This is a genomic window from Streptomyces sp. CC0208, assembly GCF_003443735.1.
In the GTDB taxonomy this organism is placed as follows: domain Bacteria; phylum Actinomycetota; class Actinomycetes; order Streptomycetales; family Streptomycetaceae; genus Streptomyces; species Streptomyces sviceus.
On the sequence record NZ_CP031969.1, the window covers coordinates 4090288 to 4107471 of the forward strand.

20 protein-coding genes and 1 pseudogene are annotated in these 17184 nt (G+C 70.4%); 8 read left to right on the plus strand and 13 right to left on the minus strand.

Annotated features, from left to right (window positions below):
- Nucleotides 1–136: 136 nt before the first annotated feature.
- Nucleotides 137–1159, minus strand: coding sequence for a zinc-binding dehydrogenase (locus tag D1369_RS18610; RefSeq protein WP_037900902.1), 1023 nt, complete (start codon nt 1157–1159; stop codon nt 137–139).
- Between the two features lie 58 nt (nt 1160–1217).
- Nucleotides 1218–2654, minus strand: a complete 1437-nt coding sequence (locus D1369_RS18615; protein WP_007383605.1) for a carboxylesterase family protein — start codon at nt 2652–2654, stop codon at nt 1218–1220.
- 296 nt (nt 2655–2950) lie between these two features.
- Here D1369_RS18615 and D1369_RS43895 point away from each other — a divergent pair.
- Nucleotides 2951–3061, plus strand: a pseudogene (locus tag D1369_RS43895) (RNA-guided endonuclease TnpB family protein); the annotation flags it as partial.
- A 34-nt stretch (nt 3062–3095) separates the two neighbouring features.
- Here D1369_RS43895 and D1369_RS18620 read toward each other — a convergent pair.
- The 4 genes from D1369_RS18620 to D1369_RS18635 all read right to left on the minus strand — a co-directional run bounded on the left by D1369_RS18620 (nt 3096) and on the right by D1369_RS18635 (nt 5333).
- The gene (locus tag D1369_RS18620; protein WP_007383604.1) at nt 3096–3512 is read right to left on the minus strand and encodes an SsgA family sporulation/cell division regulator; all 417 of its coding nucleotides are present in this window, start codon (nt 3510–3512) and stop codon (nt 3096–3098) included.
- 126 nt (nt 3513–3638) lie between these two features.
- The gene (locus D1369_RS18625; protein WP_007383603.1) at nt 3639–4298 is read right to left on the minus strand and encodes a DUF5063 domain-containing protein; all 660 of its coding nucleotides are present in this window, start codon (nt 4296–4298) and stop codon (nt 3639–3641) included.
- Nucleotides 4291–4890 (minus strand): recombination mediator RecR, encoded by a 600-nt coding sequence (gene recR / locus D1369_RS18630; RefSeq protein WP_007383602.1) that lies wholly within the window; start codon nt 4888–4890, stop codon nt 4291–4293. Before recR ends, D1369_RS18625 begins: the two co-directional genes overlap by 8 nt.
- Before the next feature lie 95 nt (nt 4891–4985).
- Nucleotides 4986–5333 carry a YbaB/EbfC family nucleoid-associated protein gene (locus tag D1369_RS18635; protein ID WP_007383601.1) on the minus strand — a complete coding sequence of 116 codons (348 nt, stop codon included), beginning with the start codon at nt 5331–5333 and terminating at the stop codon, nt 4986–4988.
- Nucleotides 5334–5586: 253 nt separating this feature from the next.
- On the opposite strand from D1369_RS18635, the gene D1369_RS18640 reads away from it, so the two are divergent.
- The gene (locus D1369_RS18640) at nt 5587–6312 is read left to right on the plus strand and encodes an SLATT domain-containing protein (protein ID WP_007383600.1); all 726 of its coding nucleotides are present in this window, start codon (nt 5587–5589) and stop codon (nt 6310–6312) included.
- A 140-nt stretch (nt 6313–6452) separates the two neighbouring features.
- On the opposite strand, the gene D1369_RS18645 is transcribed toward D1369_RS18640, so the two are convergent.
- From D1369_RS18645 to D1369_RS18655, 3 genes are read right to left on the minus strand one after another with little or no spacing between them, the layout of a single operon-like run.
- Nucleotides 6453–6710 carry a hypothetical protein gene (locus D1369_RS18645; protein WP_007383599.1) on the minus strand — a complete coding sequence of 86 codons (258 nt, stop codon included), beginning with the start codon at nt 6708–6710 and terminating at the stop codon, nt 6453–6455.
- A 55-nt stretch (nt 6711–6765) separates the two neighbouring features.
- Entirely contained in the window at nt 6766–7224 is a 459-nt protein-coding gene (locus D1369_RS18650) for a MarR family transcriptional regulator (protein ID WP_007383598.1), read from the minus strand.
- Complete coding sequence (locus D1369_RS18655) at nt 7221–7826, minus strand: type 1 glutamine amidotransferase family protein (RefSeq protein ID WP_007383597.1); 606 nt, start codon at nt 7824–7826, stop codon at nt 7221–7223. Before D1369_RS18655 ends, D1369_RS18650 begins: the two co-directional genes overlap by 4 nt.
- A gap of 129 nt (nt 7827–7955) precedes the next feature.
- On the opposite strand from D1369_RS18655, the gene D1369_RS18660 reads away from it, so the two are divergent.
- From D1369_RS18660 to D1369_RS18670, 3 genes are all read left to right on the plus strand, one after another.
- Nucleotides 7956–9311, plus strand: a complete 1356-nt coding sequence (locus D1369_RS18660) for an aspartate aminotransferase family protein (protein WP_007383596.1) — start codon at nt 7956–7958, stop codon at nt 9309–9311.
- Between the two features lie 92 nt (nt 9312–9403).
- Complete coding sequence (locus D1369_RS18665; protein WP_007383595.1) at nt 9404–10105, plus strand: GntR family transcriptional regulator; 702 nt, start codon at nt 9404–9406, stop codon at nt 10103–10105.
- Between the two features lie 131 nt (nt 10106–10236).
- Complete coding sequence (locus D1369_RS18670; RefSeq protein ID WP_007383594.1) at nt 10237–10887, plus strand: hypothetical protein; 651 nt, start codon at nt 10237–10239, stop codon at nt 10885–10887.
- A 12-nt stretch (nt 10888–10899) separates the two neighbouring features.
- On the opposite strand, the gene D1369_RS18675 is transcribed toward D1369_RS18670, so the two are convergent.
- Nucleotides 10900–11193 (minus strand): hypothetical protein, encoded by a 294-nt coding sequence (locus tag D1369_RS18675; RefSeq protein WP_007383593.1) that lies wholly within the window; start codon nt 11191–11193, stop codon nt 10900–10902.
- A gap of 268 nt (nt 11194–11461) precedes the next feature.
- Between D1369_RS18675 and D1369_RS18680 the strand changes: the two genes are divergently transcribed.
- Nucleotides 11462–11749 carry a hypothetical protein gene (locus D1369_RS18680; protein ID WP_037900899.1) on the plus strand — a complete coding sequence of 96 codons (288 nt, stop codon included), beginning with the start codon at nt 11462–11464 and terminating at the stop codon, nt 11747–11749.
- Between the two features lies 1 nt (nt 11750).
- On the opposite strand, the gene D1369_RS18685 is transcribed toward D1369_RS18680, so the two are convergent.
- Nucleotides 11751–12635 (minus strand): sigma-70 family RNA polymerase sigma factor, encoded by an 885-nt coding sequence (locus D1369_RS18685; protein WP_007383591.1) that lies wholly within the window; start codon nt 12633–12635, stop codon nt 11751–11753.
- Nucleotides 12636–12662: 27 nt separating this feature from the next.
- Between D1369_RS18685 and D1369_RS42990 the strand changes: the two genes are divergently transcribed.
- Nucleotides 12663–12818, plus strand: coding sequence for a hypothetical protein (locus D1369_RS42990; protein WP_158680144.1), 156 nt, complete (start codon nt 12663–12665; stop codon nt 12816–12818).
- 33 nt (nt 12819–12851) lie between these two features.
- On the opposite strand, the gene D1369_RS18690 is transcribed toward D1369_RS42990, so the two are convergent.
- Together D1369_RS18690 and D1369_RS18695 are read right to left on the minus strand one after the other, a co-directional pair.
- A complete protein-coding gene (locus D1369_RS18690) occupies nt 12852–14669 on the minus strand; it encodes a 5'-nucleotidase C-terminal domain-containing protein (RefSeq protein ID WP_007383589.1) in 1818 nt (605 codons plus the stop codon).
- A gap of 146 nt (nt 14670–14815) precedes the next feature.
- Nucleotides 14816–16099, minus strand: coding sequence for an adenylosuccinate synthase (locus D1369_RS18695; protein WP_007383588.1), 1284 nt, complete (start codon nt 16097–16099; stop codon nt 14816–14818).
- A 188-nt stretch (nt 16100–16287) separates the two neighbouring features.
- Between D1369_RS18695 and D1369_RS18700 the strand changes: the two genes are divergently transcribed.
- Nucleotides 16288–17139 (plus strand): hypothetical protein, encoded by an 852-nt coding sequence (locus D1369_RS18700; protein WP_007383587.1) that lies wholly within the window; start codon nt 16288–16290, stop codon nt 17137–17139.
- Nucleotides 17140–17184 lie beyond the last annotated feature (45 nt).

Below are 17184 nucleotides of genomic sequence, written 5' to 3' on the forward strand. Positions count from 1 at the left end.
CGACGGCGCCGGCGTTCTCCTCAAGCCGCTTGGTGCAGTGATCGCCCGCAAAATCGACCGGCTCCGCCAGGCGCGGCAAGCCGGACAGCTTGACCCCGCCTGGGACCCGGCCGAGCTCAAGTCGAGGGATCCGGGCTCAGTAGTCCAGGACGACGACGTGCTTGCCCGGCGTGGTGCCGGACTCGACGTCGGCCTGGGCGTCACGGACCTGTTCCAGGCCGTGGTAGACCTTCGCGACCGGGACGTTGAGGCGTCCTGCGGCGATGGCCTGGAGCTGGTGGGCGAAGATGTCGGCCGGGAGGTCGGCGGCCTGACCGCCGTAGGACGTCAGCCGCACCCCGCCCGGGATCATGAACGGGCTGAAATCGGGGATCGTCCACTGGCCCGCCAGGGCTCCGGTGAAGCAGACGGTGCCGTGCCGGCGGACGGTGCGGAGGGTGTCGGCGAGGACCGAGCAGCCCACCAGCTCCAGTACGGCGTCGACACCCTCCGGCATCAGCTCGCGCACCTGGTCGGCGATCGTGCCGCTGTCGACGAGGGGATGGTCGACGCCCGCGGCCCGCAGGTCCCCGGCCCGTTCCGGGCTGCGGGTGGTGGACAGCACGGTGGCTCCGAGGTCCTTCGCGATCGTGGCCGCGCTCAGCCCGACCGTGGAGGTGCCGCCGCGGATCAGCAGCGTCTGCCCGGCCTTGAGATCCAGGCCGGTGGTCAACGATCCGTAGGCGGTCTGGAACATCTCCGGCAGCGCACCGACGACCTCCCACGGCAGGCCGGACTCAAACGGGATGACCTGCGCCGCCGGGACGGTCACGTATTCGGCGTACGCGCCGTCGTACGAGCGGCCCATGCCGCCCATCATCGTGGCCACCTGCTGTCCCGGCCGCAGCCCGCTGTCCTCGTCAGCCTCATCGACCACGCCGACGCCCTCGATGCCGGGCACACGCGGGTAGCTGACCTCCGCGTCCGACTCGCCCTCGCGAGTGGTGACCTCGGACTCGTTGACGCCGAACGCCTTCACCCTGATCCGCACCCAGCCGGGCTTGCGCACGGGCACCGGCACATCCTGGATCTCCAGTGCGTCCAGGCCGCCGGGCCGCGTGACGACGACCGCCCGCATCGTCCCCGGTGCGGCGTCGCCGGCTGCTGTCGGATGGCTCATGCCGAGCTCCTTACTCTGTTCGCCCCCTGGTGCGCTGTTCCGGGTCGCCCCGTGACCGTCACGGGCGGGCGATGTTCTCGAACAGGTCGAGGACCTCCTGGTAGTGGGCGCTGGGCTCGTAGGGAAGGTTGCCGACACTTCCCGAGGTGGGCCGGTCCGTGACGGCGGGCCACAGGCGGGTCTGCTCGCCGGTGACGAAGTCGAGCACGATGTCGCGGATACGCGTGTCACGGTCGGCCTGTTCGGGGCTGCGTCCCGGCCGTTCCTGGCCGACCAGGGCGTACATCTCGGTGCCGTGCACGGCGGGCGCGCCCTCGGCGGGCCCGATCGCGAGGAGATGGGCGTTGCCGCCCGCGGCGGCGTGGGCCAGCGCGCCACGGGCCGCGGGGAGCGTGAAGATGTAGTCCGTCAGGGACGCGGCGCGGACCTCGGCAGCGGTGCGGCCGCCCTGGTCGTAGATGTCGACGATCTTCCTGGCGCGGGAGTGGGGAATGCGCCACCCCGCGAACTCGTCGGTGACGCGCTCGACGGTGTGCGGGTCGAACCGGTCGAGGTCGTTCGCCACCCACCAGCCCATCTCGTCACTGGCCGTGCTCAAAAGGACGTCGATGTCCCGGTGCGAGCCCGAGGCCAGGACGTCCAGGGGGTGGGCGTGCACCACCGAGCCGGGCTGTCCGGCGTCCAGGACGACACCGAGACTCTTGTTGTCCATCCCGCCACGGACTCCGAGATCCGTCGGACAGACCTTGCGCAGGGCGGCCACCAGGGAGGCCGCGTCGAGATCGATCAGCTTGTCAGGGTTGCCCGCGACACCGAGTTCGGTGACGAACCGATGCGCGAGCTCCTCGGCCCACCACGCCGGGACGAGACGCGAGGGCGCGCCGGAGAACCCGGCCAGCCGCCGGTACAGGCCGTCCGCGGAGGACGCCCCGAGCAGCCCGAGAGCGGAGTAGGCGCCCGCACTGTGGCCGAAGACCGTGACCTCATCCGGGTCGCCACCGAAGGAGGCGATGTTCTGCCTGACCCAGGTGAGCGCAGCGATGACGTCCTGCAGACCCAGGTTGCCGGCCTCGGCGAGCCGCCCGCCGTACTGCGACAGCGACAGCGCGCCCAGTGCGCCGAGCCGGTAGTTGACCGACACGCTCACCACGCGCCCCGACGCGGCGAGACCGGCGCCGTTCGAGGTGATCTGCGTGTTCGCGCCGTACTCGAATCCGCCACCATGGATGTACACGGCCACCGGAAGCGCCTTCCCGGCCGGCTGCTCCGGAGCCCACACGTTCAGATTCAGGCAGTCCTCGCCCATCCCGCTGTCCGCTTCGAGCCAGTCGCCGGCATCCGGCTGGACAGAGACGACGCCCTTGCGGTCGTAGGGGCGGTCCGGATCGAAGTCCGCGACCACGGGGCGGCGGTACCGCTCGGCGGTGGCGTACGGGATTCCCCACCAAGACCGCACCCCTGGTGCAGTCGGAGCCTTGGGCGCGGTCGCGGTCATGGCGTGAGATTCCTTCCGGTCGGTCGGGGTGGTTCGCGCGGCGTGTCGGCGGCTTGATCGCTCGCGATGACGCACTCCAAGCATTCCCTGGGCTCCGGCAAAGTGCCGTGCAGACAGGTGTCACCTGATGGTCACCAGGTGACACCTCTCCCCACCTCCTTCTCGTTACGGCGGCGCGGGGCGTCGCCGTGTCGGGTGTGCTGGGGCGCGGAGTGCCCGCACAGCCGGCGACGGAGTGGAGATGCGAACAGGTGTGCGTGTGTGGACGTTCCGGCTGCGGGTGTCGTCGAGTGCCGAGCGTGCAAGACAAGAAATCCGCCCGTGCGATGCCGGCCCGGGCTGGTCTCAACCCGGCTGGTGCTGATGGCGCGAGACCCGGCGGGACGCCGTTCCGCCAGGCAGCCTGAGCCGGGAATCCCCCTGGTCCACGAGGGGGAGGATTCAGACCCGTCCTCCGAACAACGCCGCCATCCCGTGGTCCAGTTCTGCCCCCACCGTCTCCTCGCCCGCGGCGACGACCGTGTACGTGCGGGCCAGGAAGCGGGTCAGGTCCGCGGTGGTGAACCTGAGGACGGCGACGCCCTGCGCGGCATGGAATTCCACATAGGTGTGGGCCGGACCGGCGGGGCGGACTCGGACGTTGCCGAGGCCGGCCGACGCGCGCAGCCCCCCGCCCAGCAGGACGCGGGCGAACGTCCACGTCGTGACCTCGCCGTCGACCGTGACATGGGGCGGGAAGTCGATGTGCACGGCCAGCGGATCGGCGGAGGTGTAGCGCAGGGTCGCGGGGATCGCGATCTCCTGGTCGGTGGCCGTGATCAGGCGGGCGCCTGTCGGCTGCTGGAGGGTGACGTGCATGCGGGGCTCCAAGTCGGCGAGGGGCACGGGCAGCCGGGTGTGGCCGTTGTGCAGTCAGACCACCCCAGGTGCCCGCGCATTACGCCGTTGCAGAAGTCTTCTTGTATGACCCGCGTCACACCGTGACTACTGCGGGGACCGCAGCCCCAGCGGACCGGCGATCTCCTCCACCATCACCCTGCCCGCCTCGATCTCCAGCGTCTCGTCGCCCATCGCCTGGTCGGTGTCGAGGCCGTCCAGTTCCGCCAGGGGCTGGTTCAGGCGGACATGGGCCACGATCGACTGGAGCGCGCGCAGGGTCGCGGACGCCGTGGACCCCCAGTTGGAGAAGTAGGAGAACTGCCACCACCACAGGGCCTCCGAGGTGCGGCCCGCGCGGTAGTGGGCCATGCCGTGGCGCAGGTCGGTGATGACGTCGGTCAGGTCGTCGGAGATACGGGCCGGGACCGGCGCCTTGCGGGGCTCGTAGGGGTCGAAGACCTCGGAGTAGACGTCGATCGGGTCCAGCAGCCGGGCCAGGTTCTCGCGGAGTTCGTCCACGTCGGCGTCCGGGCCCGTGTCGGGCTCGTAGCGCTCGTCGGGGACGATGTCCTCGTGGGCGCCCAGGCGGCCGCCGGCCAGCAGGAGCTGGGAGACCTCCAGGAGCAGGAAGGGGACGGCGGAGTCGGGTTCGTCGCCCTTCGCCACCTCCATGACGGCCACCAGGAAGCTCTCGACCTGGTCGGCGATCTGGACCGCGAAGTCGTCGGGGTCCTGGGCAGTCTCGTGCAGTGTGGCGTCAGACATCTAGAAGTCGTCTCCCCTCGAAGGCGCGGCCGAGGGTCACCTCGTCCGCGTATTCCAGGTCGCCACCCACCGGGAGGCCGCTGGCCAGGCGGGTGACCTTGAGGCCCATGGGCTTGATCATGCGGGCGAGGTACGTCGCTGTGGCCTCGCCCTCCAAGTTCGGATCGGTGGCCAGGATCAACTCCGTGACCGTCCCGTCGGCCAGCCGCGCGAGAAGTTCTCGTATCCGCAGGTCGTCCGGACCGACGCCCTCGATCGGGCTGATGGCGCCGCCCAGGACGTGGTACTTGCCACGGAACTCCCGGGTGCGCTCGATCGCGACCACGTCCTTCGGCTCCTCCACCACGCAGATGACGGAGAGGTCGCGGCGAGGGTCTCGGCAGATGTTGCACAGCTCTTCCTGCGCCACGTTGCCGCAGGTCGCGCAGAAGCGGACCTTCGCCTTGACCTCCATCAGGCACTGCGCGAGACGCCGTACGTCCGTCGGCTCCGCCTGCAGGATGTGGAAGGCGATCCGCTGGGCGCTCTTGGGACCGACGCCGGGCAGCCGCCCCAGTTCGTCGATCAGGTCCTGGACCACGCCTTCGTACAACGGACTGCCGTCCTTCCTGGGTTCCTTGCGATACGTACGCTAGTTGGCCGACACCCGCCAAAGAAAGACGGGCACCGTGAAAGACGGGGCCCCTCCTAGAACGGCAGCCCGGGGATACCGCTGCCACCGCCGCCGAGGCCCTGGGCGAGCGGGCCGAGCTTCTGCTGCTGGAGGGTCTGGGCGTTCTCGGTGGCCGCCTGTACGGCCGCCACGATCAGGTCGGCGAGGGTCTCGGTGTCGTCCGGGTCCACCGCCTTCGGGTCGATCTTCAGCGCACGCAGTTCTCCGGCACCGGTGACGGTGGCCCTCACCAGACCGCCGCCCGCCTGGCCGTCGACCTCGGTCCTGGCGAGTTCCTCCTGCGCGTTCGCCAGGTCCTGCTGCATCTTCTGGGCCTGCTGGAGCAGCTGCTGCATGTTGGGCTGGCCACCACCGGGGTTCACGATCAGCTCCTGTGTCGGTACGGCTTTTTGGGCGAGGTTTTTCCTCCCTGGCACGAGCCTACGTGGTCGGGACGGGCGTCGCCCCAGCACTCTTTCGAGTGAGTCGACCTGGAGTCCTATACCTGATCAAGGCCCTCTTCCGAGCGGAAAAGCAACCAAAGCACCCCCTTCGCCACCCATTGGGCGGTAGGAAGGATCCCCGCACATCAGCATCAGGCGTCACGCAGGGTGACCGATCAGTAGGGAGCGCCGGGTGGGTCAGCCGGAGATGCAGCCCGAGGGCCCGCCTCAGGACGGACGGGCCGATCTGGCCGGGCGGTCGTTTCCGCTCGGCGACTGGGGCGAGCCCGCCGTACGGCTGGACGAGCTGTACCGGTGGGTGGAGCACGGGGCGCTGGAGACGGCGTCCTGGTATCTCGCGGACCGGGTGGGGAAACGGCGCTGTGCGCGGGCCCTGCGGGGCGGGGCCGCGGTGGGGGCGGTGACCGGGGCTGTGCTGCCGTTGGTGGGGCTGACGGGGGTGGTGGGCGCCGAGCTCGCGCCCTGGGGCTATCTGGCCCTGCTCCTCGCGGTGGCCTGCGTGGCCGTGGACCGCTTCTTCGGTGTGACCTCCGGCTGGATAAGGGACGTGGCCACCGCCCAGGCCGTGTTGCGCCGCCTGCAGGCCCTCCAGTTCGACTGGGCCTCGGAGAGCGTCCGCGAGGTGCTCGGCCCGACGGAGGGCACGGCCGCCGAGGCCACCGAACGCTGCCTGGGCGTCCTGCGCCGTTTCTCGGAGGACGTGACGGAGCTGATCCGGGTGGAGACGGCCGACTGGATCGTGGAGTTCCGCAACGGCTCCGCGCCGATGGGCATCCAGGGCGCGGTGACGTCCGGGGGACGCCAGGACCCCGGCAGCGCTCAGGGACGCTTCCCCCTCCCCCCGGGCCCGCCGGCCCGCCCGAACATGCCCCGGCAGCGGCCGCCGGAGCCACGGTGAGCCGGCTCGAGGCGGCCCTCGGGACAGTCCTCGGCTCAGTCCTCGGCTCAGTCCTCGGCACAGCCCGTCAGCCGCACAGCCCCGCCGCCCGCTGAGGCGAAGTGCGCGTGACGTTCAACCGACGTACCCGGAAGGGGACTTCAGGGTGAGGCCGGAGGGGCCGTCGGCGCCGCGCCGGGGCTCTCGTCGTCCAGGACGGCGTAGACCGAGCCGCCGGCGCCCAACGCCACCACGAGCGCGACCGCGAGGAGCGCCAGCGTGACGGCACGGCTGCGGTCCCCCGGCTCCGGATCGCTCTCCCACCGGTACGGCGTCATATGGGTACCGGGCGAGAGGCTCTCCCGGGCGTGGCCCCGCCCCGCCCCGTCCGCCGGGTCGGCGGAGCCGTGTTCCTCCATGGCAGGCCCTCCCCCGAGACCGTGCGCCCGCACACCTGCGCGGCAGAACCAGTGTCTACGTCCGTCCGCCGTCCGTCGAGATCTGATCGAGCACCTTGGAGAGCCGCTCCAGCACCCCTACGGCCTCGGCGAGTTCGGCCTCCCCGAAGGCCTCCGCGAGCCGGTCGGCGAAGGCCGCGTGCCCCGGGTCGATCCGCCGCACGGCGGCCCGTCCCTCCTCGGTCGGCGCGAGGAGCTTGGCGCGCCGGTGGGCGGGATTGGGCCGGTACGCGGCCAGCCCCCGCTCCACCAGCAGATCGGCGATCCGCTGCACACTCTGCCGGGTGATGCCCATCTCCCGGGCGATCCCGGCGACCGGAAGCGGCTCCGGGAGCACCGCGCCGAGCACCTGCCACCAGGCCGCGGTGAGAGCGGCGGGGCGGGCCAACTCCTCGGCGACAGCGAGGAATTGGCCATTCAGCCGGAACACCCCGAGCGCACTGCGGCTGAGCAGCTCCTGCCGCTCCCGGCTCACCGCGCGGCTGCCTTCTCCAGCACGGCGTACGCCTCGGGGTCGGAGTCGTGGAACAGCCGGTACCAGGCGTCCAGCACCTCGCCCTCGTAGACCCCGAGCAGCCGGAAGATCTCCCGGGCGAACGCGACGGGCTCGGTGGGTCCGGCGGTGATCAGCCCGCCGTCGGTCACGGCGTCCGCCTCGACGTACCGCGCGCCGCCGCCGTACCCGGTGGCCGCCAGATAGAAGGACACGGCGCCGGTGTGCTTCCGGTCGTCGAGCAGCCCCTCGCGCGCGAGCCCCGCGGTGGCCCCGCAGATCGCGGCGACGGGAACCCCGGCGTCGAGGAACTCCCGCGCCGTGCGGGCGAAGGGGGCGAGGTCGTCGGAGGTGTCCCAGAGGTCGGCGCCCGGAAGGATCAGCAGGGAGCTCTCGGAGGGCCGTACGTCGTCCAGGGCGCATTCCGGCTGCACTCGCAGGCCCCCGATGGACGTCACCGGCTCGCGGGCCGGGCCGACCGTGCGGATCTCGTACCCGGCGCGGGCGAGATAGGCCGTGGCGTGTCCCGTCTCCCAGTCGGCGTAGGTGTCGTACACGGCGTGGTGCACAGGTTTGGCATTCATGACAACATGCTGTCATTTCGACAGCAGGCTGTCAACTGCTGGACCCTGGACAACCTGTCGCGTAATGCCCCCGTCCGCAGACAGGACGCCGATACCGCTTCCGCATCGCGGACATTTACGCTCACTCGTATGACCCCTCAGCCACACCCCGAGGTCGGCGCCGCCGTGAAGGCCGCGGACCGTGCTCATGTGTTCCACTCCTGGTCCGCGCAGGAGCTCATCGACCCGCTGGCCGTCGCCGGTGCGGAGGGCTCGTACTTCTGGGACTACGACGGGAACCGCTATCTCGACTTCACCAGCGGGCTCGTCTACACCAACATCGGCTACCAGCACCCGAAGGTCGTCGCCGCGATCCAGGAGCAGGCGGCCAAGATGACGACCTTCGCGCCCGCCTTCGCCATCGAGGCCCGGTCGGAGGCGGCCCGGCTGATCGCCGAGCGGACGCCCGGGGACCTGGACAAGATCTTCTTCACCAATGCCGGCGCGGACGCCGTGGAGCACGCCGTGCGGATGGCCCGGCTGCACACCGGGCGGCCCAAGGTGCTGTCCGCCTACCGCTCGTACCACGGCGGCACGCAGCAGGCCGTCAACCTCACCGGAGACCCGCGGCGCTGGGCCTCCGACAGCGCCTCCGCCGGGGTCGTGCACTTCTGGGCGCCCTTCCTGTACCGGTCCCGCTTCTACGCCGAGACCGAGGAGCAGGAGACCGCGCGGGCGCTGGAGCACCTGGAGACCACCATCGCCTTCGAGGGCCCCGCCACCGTCGCCGCGATCATCCTGGAGACCATTCCAGGGACCGCCGGAATCATGGTCCCGCCGCCCGGCTACCTCGCCGGTGTCCGCGAGATCTGCGACAAGTACGGGATCGTCTTCGTCCTGGACGAGGTCATGGCCGGGTTCGGGCGCACCGGTGAGTGGTTCGCCGCCGACCTCTTCGACGTCACGCCCGACCTCATGACCTTCGCCAAGGGCGTCAACAGCGGATACGTGCCGCTCGGCGGTGTCGCCATCTCGCAGAAGATCGCCGATACCTTCGGCAAGCGGCCGTACCCCGGCGGGCTCACCTACTCCGGGCACCCGCTGGCCTGCGCCGCCGCCGTCGCGACGATCAACGTCATGGCGGAGGAAGGGGTCGTCGACAACGCCAGGCACCTCGGTACGGCCGTTCTGGAGCCCGCGCTGCGGGAGCTCGCCGAGCGGCACCCGAGCGTCGGCGAGGTGCGCGGTGTCGGCATGTTCTGGGCGCTGGAGCTCGTGAAGAACAAGGAGACCCGCGAGCCGCTCGTGCCCTACAACGCGGCGGGTGAGGCGAACGCCCCGATGGCCGCGTTCGCGGCCGCGGCGAAGAAGCAGGGCCTCTGGCCGTTCGTCAACATGAACCGGACGCATGTCGTGCCGCCGTGCAACGTCGGCGAGGCCGAACTGAAGGAGGGCCTCGCGGCGCTGGACTCGGCGCTCTCCGTGGCGGACGAGTACACGGAGTAAATCGCCGGGGCATTCGAACGCGTAAGGTGGCGTGCTCGTAGACATATGTACGAGCACGCCATCTGCACCTGCGCGAGGGAGGCGCCCCGACGATGCCCGGCAGCAGCGGCAACGGTGCCGTCACCCGCAGCACGCTGCGGCAGCAGATCGCGGACGCGCTGCGCGACGAGGTACTCGCCGGGCGGCTCCAGCCGGGTCAGGAGTTCACCGTCAAGGAGATCGCCGAGCAGTACGGCGTCTCCGCGACCCCGGTCCGCGAGGCCCTCGTGGACCTGTCCGCGCAGGGGCTGCTGGAGGCCGACCAGCACCGCGGCTTCCATGTGCACGAGTACTCCCTCGACGACTTCCGCGGCATGATCGAGGCCCGCAGCCTGGTCACGGACGGCATGTTCCATGCGCTGGACGCCGGGCACCGCGTCTTCAAGGAGCTGGACGAGCCCCGTACCGCCGCGGCCGTGGCGGGTGTACGGCGGCGCGGCGAGGAGGCCCAGCGGGCCGCCACCGCGGGCGACCTGACCGTGCTCATCGGCTACGACCTGCGCTTCTGGCGCGAACTGAGCCTCCTGTTCGGCAACCCCTACCTCGCCGACTTCCTGCACCGGCTGCGCGTGCAGACCTGGGTGTGCACGGTCCAGCACCTGCGCAGGATCACCGATCTGCGCGGCAGCCTGTGGTCCGCACACCCCGAGGTCGCCGACGCCCTGTACCGGCAGGACACCGCGACCGCCCGCGAACTCCTCACCGACTACAACGGCCACTATCTGACCCTCATCGAGGGCCTCACCGCCGACTGACCGCCCCCGGCACGGGTAAGGGACCACCACGACCCGCACAAGGGGGCCCCGACCCGGGGCCGCAGCGACTACCCTTCCCTGACCACCGTGTGACGATATCCGCGCACCGCGAGTATCCGAGGAGCTGTCTTTTGGCCTGTGACCTGTGGCTGGTGCCGCTTGTCGACGTGTTGTGCCACACCCCGGACAACCCGTTCGCCGAGGAACTCGCGCAATACAACAAGGTGCTCGCCGAGGCCGGGTTGCCGCCGGTGCCGGTGTACCAGTACATGCCGGGACTGTCCGGCGAGGTCGCCCCGGTGGCCGGTTTCGACTACGACGCCCTGCACTTCCTGCGCCGCGCCTATCTGCTCCAGGTCTGCGGGCTCCCGGTCACCCCCGTGGACGAACTGGGCGGTGACTACGAGCAGTTGCTGGAGATGTTCGAGGCGACGGCCCAGCAGTCCCATCTGGTCTGGCACTACGACCACGCGGGCGCGTACGTCCCTGTCGACTTCCCGCATCCCCTCGCCAACGACGAACTCCTCGCCGGCGGCGGCCCGTTGGGCTCCTCGCAGGCCCTGCTGCGGGAGCTCGAGTTCGTGGCGCCGGTGATCGGCATCGACCCGGCCAATCCGCCGGCGCCCCCCGAGCCGCCACGCGCCCCCACGGAGCTGGAGGAGCCGGCGGTCCCCGCGCCGTACGACCCCAGTCCCTTCGCCCGTGAGCGACATGTCTGGCTGGGGCTGCACGCGGCGGCGACCCGGAGTCTCGCCCAGGGCTCGATGATCATCTTCAGCTGAGGGCGCCCAGGCTCAGCGTCCCAACTGGGAAAGTCCCTTCTGGACGTCCTCGTAGTTCATCACCGGGGTGTAGGTGATCTTCGCACCCAGGTTCATGAAGAACGGCTCACTGATCACCGGCATCTGTGAGCTGTCCTGCATGTCGAAGACCATGTAGGCGGTGCGCTGACCGTTCTCGGAGGTGAAGTAGGCCGCTTCGGGCTTGATCTGTTCCATCGACTGCTCGATCAGCTTCGGCAGGGTGCCGTGGCTGATGGCCTCGTTCGCCTTCTCCGTGTCCATGGACACCTTGAGCAGTACGCGCATCGCGCTCACCTTCTCCAGATCGACAGGCAGAGATGCACGGTCTCAGAATATGCCTGAATGCGACATTTCTCCCTGGCTACTCCCGCGGGAGCAGCCGCACCGCCTCCCCCGGTGCGACGCCGGTCGCCGCCGTCGCGCACGCGGGTCAGTTCCCGACGCCCTAGGTACATCCCGCGAAGAGGTTGAGTACCGCGACTCAGGCGGTGGCCGCGGGGGGACGGGCATCGTGGGGATCACACCCGCACCGACCGATCACCCGGGAGTCCACATGAACGCCTCGCGCTACTTCCTCAACCCGCTCGCTCTCGGCTACCTGCTCGTCGTGGCCGCCGTCGTCGGCTGGGTCGGCGTGGACGCGCTGTTCGTCGAGCACGCCGACGCGAGCCTCGCCGGAGTCTGGGCGTTCCTGGTCACGGCCCCGGCCTCGCTGCTGTTCGTGATGCTGCCGGGGGCTCTGGCGTGGGCCGGGATCGCCGTCGGGGCCGTGGTGAACGCGGCGGTGCTCGGGGCTGTGTACCAGCGCCTCTCCGGTCGCCGCCTGCGCCCGACCGCCTGAACTAGCCTTCGACTACCGCCACTTCCGCCTTCCGCAGCCGATCCGGCTCCGCCACCACGTCGATCTCCCGGATGAGGTCGCCGTCGAAGGTGAACCGGAGCAGCACACGCAGCCGGCCCTCCTCCAGCATCGCCATGCCGATCTCGCCGTCGACGAGGACGAGAGCGGCGGAGCGGGCACGGCCCAGGGAGGCCATCGCGCCCTCGGCCACCGGACGGGCGCCCCGGACGAGGACGGGCTCGGGGGTCGGTACGACGGCACGGTCGGCGTGGAGGACCACGTCCGGGTGGAGCAGGGCGAGCAGGGCGTCGAAGTCGCCGCCACGGGTGGCGGCGAGGTAGGCGTGCACGACCCGGTGCCGCCGCGAGGCGTCCGCGGCGGGCGCGACGGGCGCGGGGGCGCCCTTGACCCGGCGGCGGGCCCGGCTGGCCAACTGCCGGGTGGCCGCCGGGGTCTTGTCGATCAGCGGGGCGATCTCGTCGAACGGCACCTGGAACATGTCGTGCAGCACGAACGCGAGCCGCTCGGCGGGCGCGAGCGTGTCGAGGACGATCAGCAGGGCGAGGCCCACGGAGTCGGCGAGGAGGGCCTCCTCCTCGGGGTCCGTGACACGTCCCGCGGACGCCGGGACCCGGTCGGCCGACAGTTCCTCCTCGCGGCGGGTCTCCCGCGCCCGCAGCAGGTTGAGGCAGACCCGGGCGACGACCGTGGTCAGCCAGCCGCCCGGATTCTCCACCCCGGACGTGTCCGCGCGGTCGACGCGCAGCCAGGCGTCCTGGAGGGCGTCGTCGGCCTCGCCGAGCGAGCCCAGCATGCGGTGCGCGACGGCCCTCAGCCGCGGCCGGTGCTCCTCGAACTGCGCGGCCATCCAGTCCCGTTCGGACATGGCGTCCACCCCTCCCCCGGTTCCCCCATGAACACCTGCGAACGCACCCTAGAGCACCCACCGTCCGTGCTGCTCGCTGCCGTACCGCCGGGGCATGTCTACTTCTGGGCCGAGCCGGGCCAGGTGGGGCCCGGCGGCGCCTGGGACTACGCGCCACCGCACATCTGGGCGACCGGCTGCTGAGACGCCGGCCGCCCGGGCGGGGCGGGACCGCGGTCAGAAGACCGGCGTCCCGCCCTGCGTCAGCCGCCAGTTGGTGACCGCGAAGTCCTTCGGGTCCAGCGAGCCCTTCGCGGTCACGTAGTCGATCATCAGCTGGCGGATCTCGTTGGTGGAGCTGTAGGCGATGTCGGCGGCGGCGATGTGCGGGTAGCCGGAGCCGCCGTTGGCGCGGTAGTTGTTGACGGCGACGACGAAGACCTGGTCGTCGGCGACCGACGTCCCGTTGTAGGTCAGGTTCTTGATGCGGGAGCCCTCGGCCGCTGCGATGTCGATGTCGTACGAGACGCCCGCGGCGGTGTCGTACATGTAGTCCCAGAAGTTGTTGGCGTTGGTCAGCGTCGCGGTGTCCACGGCCGTGCCCGCCGGCACCTGGTGGTAGTACTTCGCCGCGTACTCCAGGTAGTCCTTGAGCTGGGCGCCGGTGAGCTTCTTGCCGTAGAGGGTGTTGTCGTAGATGTAGAGCCCGGCGATGTCCTTGATGGTGACGCTGCCCGCGGGGATGTCGGCGGTGCGGGAGAAGGGCGCGGCGACCGAGATCAGCGGGAGGGCCGCGTCGGAGGCCGACAGGCCCGCCTTGACGGTGTCCATCTGGACCTGGTGGATGAAGTCCATGATGGGGACGTCCTTCCAGCAGGACTCCGCCGCGGAGAGGTCCTCGGTACAGGTGCCGACGGCCGTGTTGACGTACTTCACGACCAGCTCGTGGTCGGCCTCCAGGAGCTTCTTGATCTCCGGGTCCTCGTCGACCGTGTTGGGGTTGAGGGTCTGGGCGGTCTTCTTGGTGACCTTCCACTGCCCGCGCACGAGTTCCAGCTCGAAGTCGAAGACGCTGAGCCGGTAGCCCCAGCAGTACGGCTCGGAGAGCAGGACGTCCTCGCCGGTCTCGTCGTTCTTCACGGTGTACGACGGCACCTCGACGTGGGTGTGGCCGACGAGGATCGCGTCGATGCCGGGGACCTGCTGGGCGACGAGGTTGGAGGCGTTCTCGACGTAGGGCAGCTCGTCGCCGTACGACGAACTGCCGTCCAGGCCCGAGTGGTCGGTCAGGAAGACCACGTCACAGCCGAGCGCGCGCAGCCGGGGCACGTACTTCTTCGCCTGCTCGACCAGGCCCGGGAAGACCATCTTCCCGCTGACGTTGTCCTTGTCCCACAGGGCGATGCCGGGGTTGGTCAGGCCGAGGATGCCGACCTTGATGTCGGGGGCGCCGGGGACGCAGATGCGCTTCACGGTGTACGGCTGGAAGGCGGGCCGCAGCGTCTTCGCGTCGAGCGCGTTGGCGGCAAGGAGCGGGAAGTGGCACTGGCTCTCGAACTTCCTGAGCACCTCGATGCCGTAGTTGAACTCGTGGTTGCCGAGGGCGGCGGCGTCGTAGCGCATGTGGTTCATGGCGACGGCCATGGGGTGCTTGGGCGCGCCCTTGTCCGTGATGGGCTGCACGCGCGCGAAGTAGTAGGCCAGGGAGGTGCCCTGGATGATGTCGCCGGCGTCGACGAGCAGGACGTGCTCCTCGCCCTTCGCCGCACGCTGCTGCTTGATCAGCGTGGCGACCCGGGCGACGCCGACGGAGTTGCCCTTGCTGTCGGAGTAGGCCTTGTCGAGGTAGTAGTCCCAGTCGAAGACGTGGCTGTGCAGGTCGGTGGTGCCGAGGACGGAGAACGACCAGGTGCGGTTCTTCTTCGCCGGCTTGACCGGCTTCTGCTCGGCGGCCTGGGCGGGAGCCGCCGCGACGCTGCCCGCGGCGGCGACGGCCGCCCCGGTGACGGCCGACTTCTTCACGAAGTCCCGGCGGTTGAGGGGGCTGACGGGCATGGAGGCTCCTGGGGGCAAGGGGCGGGAGGAACGGCACTACACGCGTAGATGCTGGTCTCACACCCGGGCGCCCGGGAACCAGGAAAAGGCCATGGGCCGGTCAAGGAAGTCCCCGACCGGCCCGACGGCTGACGAACAAAAGGGATTTACAGGAACGAGTTGATCTCGATCGTCTCGTCCCGGCCCGGGCCCACGCCGATCGCGGAGATCGGGGCGCCGGACATCTCCTCCAGCGCCTTCACGTAGTCCTGGGCGTTCTTCGGGAGGTCGGCGAAGGTCTTGGCCTTCGTGATGTCCTCGCTCCAGCCGGGGAGGTACTCGTACACCGGCTTCGCGTGGTGGAAGTCGGTCTGCGAGTACGGGAGCTCCTCGACGCGCTCGCCGTCGATCTCGTACGCGACACAGACCGGGATCTGCTCCCAGCCGGTGAGCACGTCGAGCTTGGTGAGGAAGAAGTCGGTGAGGCCGTTGACGCGGGTCGCGTACCGGGCGATCACCGCGTCGAACCAGCCGCAGCGACGGTCACGGCCGGTGGTGACACCCCGCTCACCGCCGATGCGGCGCAGCGCCTCGCCGTCCTCGTCGAACAGCTCGGTCGGGAACGGGCCCGAGCCGACGCGGGTCGTGTAGGCCTTGAGGATGCCGATGACCCGGCTGATCTTCGTCGGGCCCACGCCGGCGCCGGTGCAGGCGCCGCCCGCGGTCGGGTTCGACGAGGTGACGAAGGGGTAGGTGCCGTGGTCGATGTCCAGGAGCGTGCCCTGGCCGCCCTCGAACAGGACGACCTTGTCCTGCTCCAGGGCCTGGTTGAGCACCAGGACCGTGTCGGCGACGTACGGCTTGAGCCGGTCCGCGTAGCCCAGCAGTTCTTCCACGACCTGGCCGACCTCGATGGCCCGGCGGTTGAAGACCTTGGTGAGGAGCTGGTTCTTCCCGTCGAGGGCCGCCTCGACCTTCTGGGTCAGGATCGACTCGTCGTACAGGTCCTGGATCCGGATGCCCACGCGGTTGATCTTGTCCGCGTAGGTCGGTCCGATGCCGCGGCCCGTGGTGCCGATCTTGCGCTTTCCGAGGAAGCGTTCCGTCACCTTGTCCACGGTGACGTTGTACGGCGTGATGATGTGGGCGTTACCACTGATCAGGAGCTTGGAGGTGTCGACGCCGCGGTCGTTCAGTCCGTTCAGCTCGGAGAACAGGACCGACGGATCGACGACGACACCGTTGCCGATGACCGGGGTGCACCCCGGAGACAGGATTCCGGAAGGGAGGAGGTGGAGGGCGTACTTCTGATCGCCCACGACTACCGTGTGGCCGGCGTTGTTGCCGCCCTGGTAGCGCACCACATAGTCCACCGAGCCACCGAGCAGGTCGGTCGCCTTTCCCTTGCCTTCGTCACCCCACTGAGCGCCGAGCAGCACAAGTGCGGGCACGCGCGTACACCCCTTCCGGGCGGGGCATGTCCAAGGTCGGGGGCGTACGCGTACGGTTCCTCCGTCGCGTGCACCACGGCCGTCGTCGGCCGCTGCCCGTCGGACCCGGATGCCCCGGAATAGACGAAGCCCCTGGCGCAATAGCGCAAGGGGCTCTTGCACAAAGATGCTACCCGAGGAAGCGAGGCATGGCCGAGGTGGCGACTTCCGCGACGTCCGATCAGCTGCTGGTGGTGATCGACCCGGTCGCCCGGCAGACGGACGGCGAGTCCGTACGGATCGTGAAAGACGTGCTCAGCGCGGGTGCGGCGACGAAGGTGTGTCTGCCGGACGGGCCCGAGGAGTTCGCCCGGGCGCTCATGCGGCGGGGTTCTCGACGGCCGGTGGTCGTCGGGGACGACCGCGCCCTGATGCGTGCGGTGCTGCTGCTGCACCGCCGACGGGAGCTGGCCGGATGCGTGCTGTCGGTGGTGCCGGTCGGCCCGGTCCTGGGCGTCGCCCACGCGCTGGGGGTGCCCCTGGGGGCGGTGGCGGCCGCGCGGGCGGTCCTGGACGGGGCCGAGCGGCGGCTGGACATGCTGGTGGACGACAGCGACGGGGTGGTCCTCGGAGCGCTGCGGATCCCCGCGCCGGCCACGCGGCAGGAGTCGGTGGAGGCCGCACGGCCCTGGCTGCGGACCTGCCGGTCCCTCGTACGGACCCTGGTGCCGGCCCGTCCCGCCCGGGAGACCGCGCCCGCCGTACCCGGGCCCTCGCGGCTGCGGGTGGAGGTCGACGGGGTGACCCTGGTGGACCTGGACCAGCCCCTGGAGGCGGTCTCGGTGAGCCCTGGCTTCGGCGGTGGCCTGGCGTCGGTGGAGGTACGCCCGCTCTCGGTGGGGGCGGAGGCCTCCCCCCTGCTGGCCACCGGCAGGACGGTGACCGTGACCGGGGCGGACTTCCGCTACCGGGCGGACGCGGGGGTGGCCGGACCGGTACGGCGGCGGACCTGGACGGTGCGGGAGGGGGCGCTGGGGTTGGTGTTGCCGGAGGTGGGGTGAGGACGGGCGCCACCGGCCGTCAGCCGGTGCCCTCCCCTCGAACTC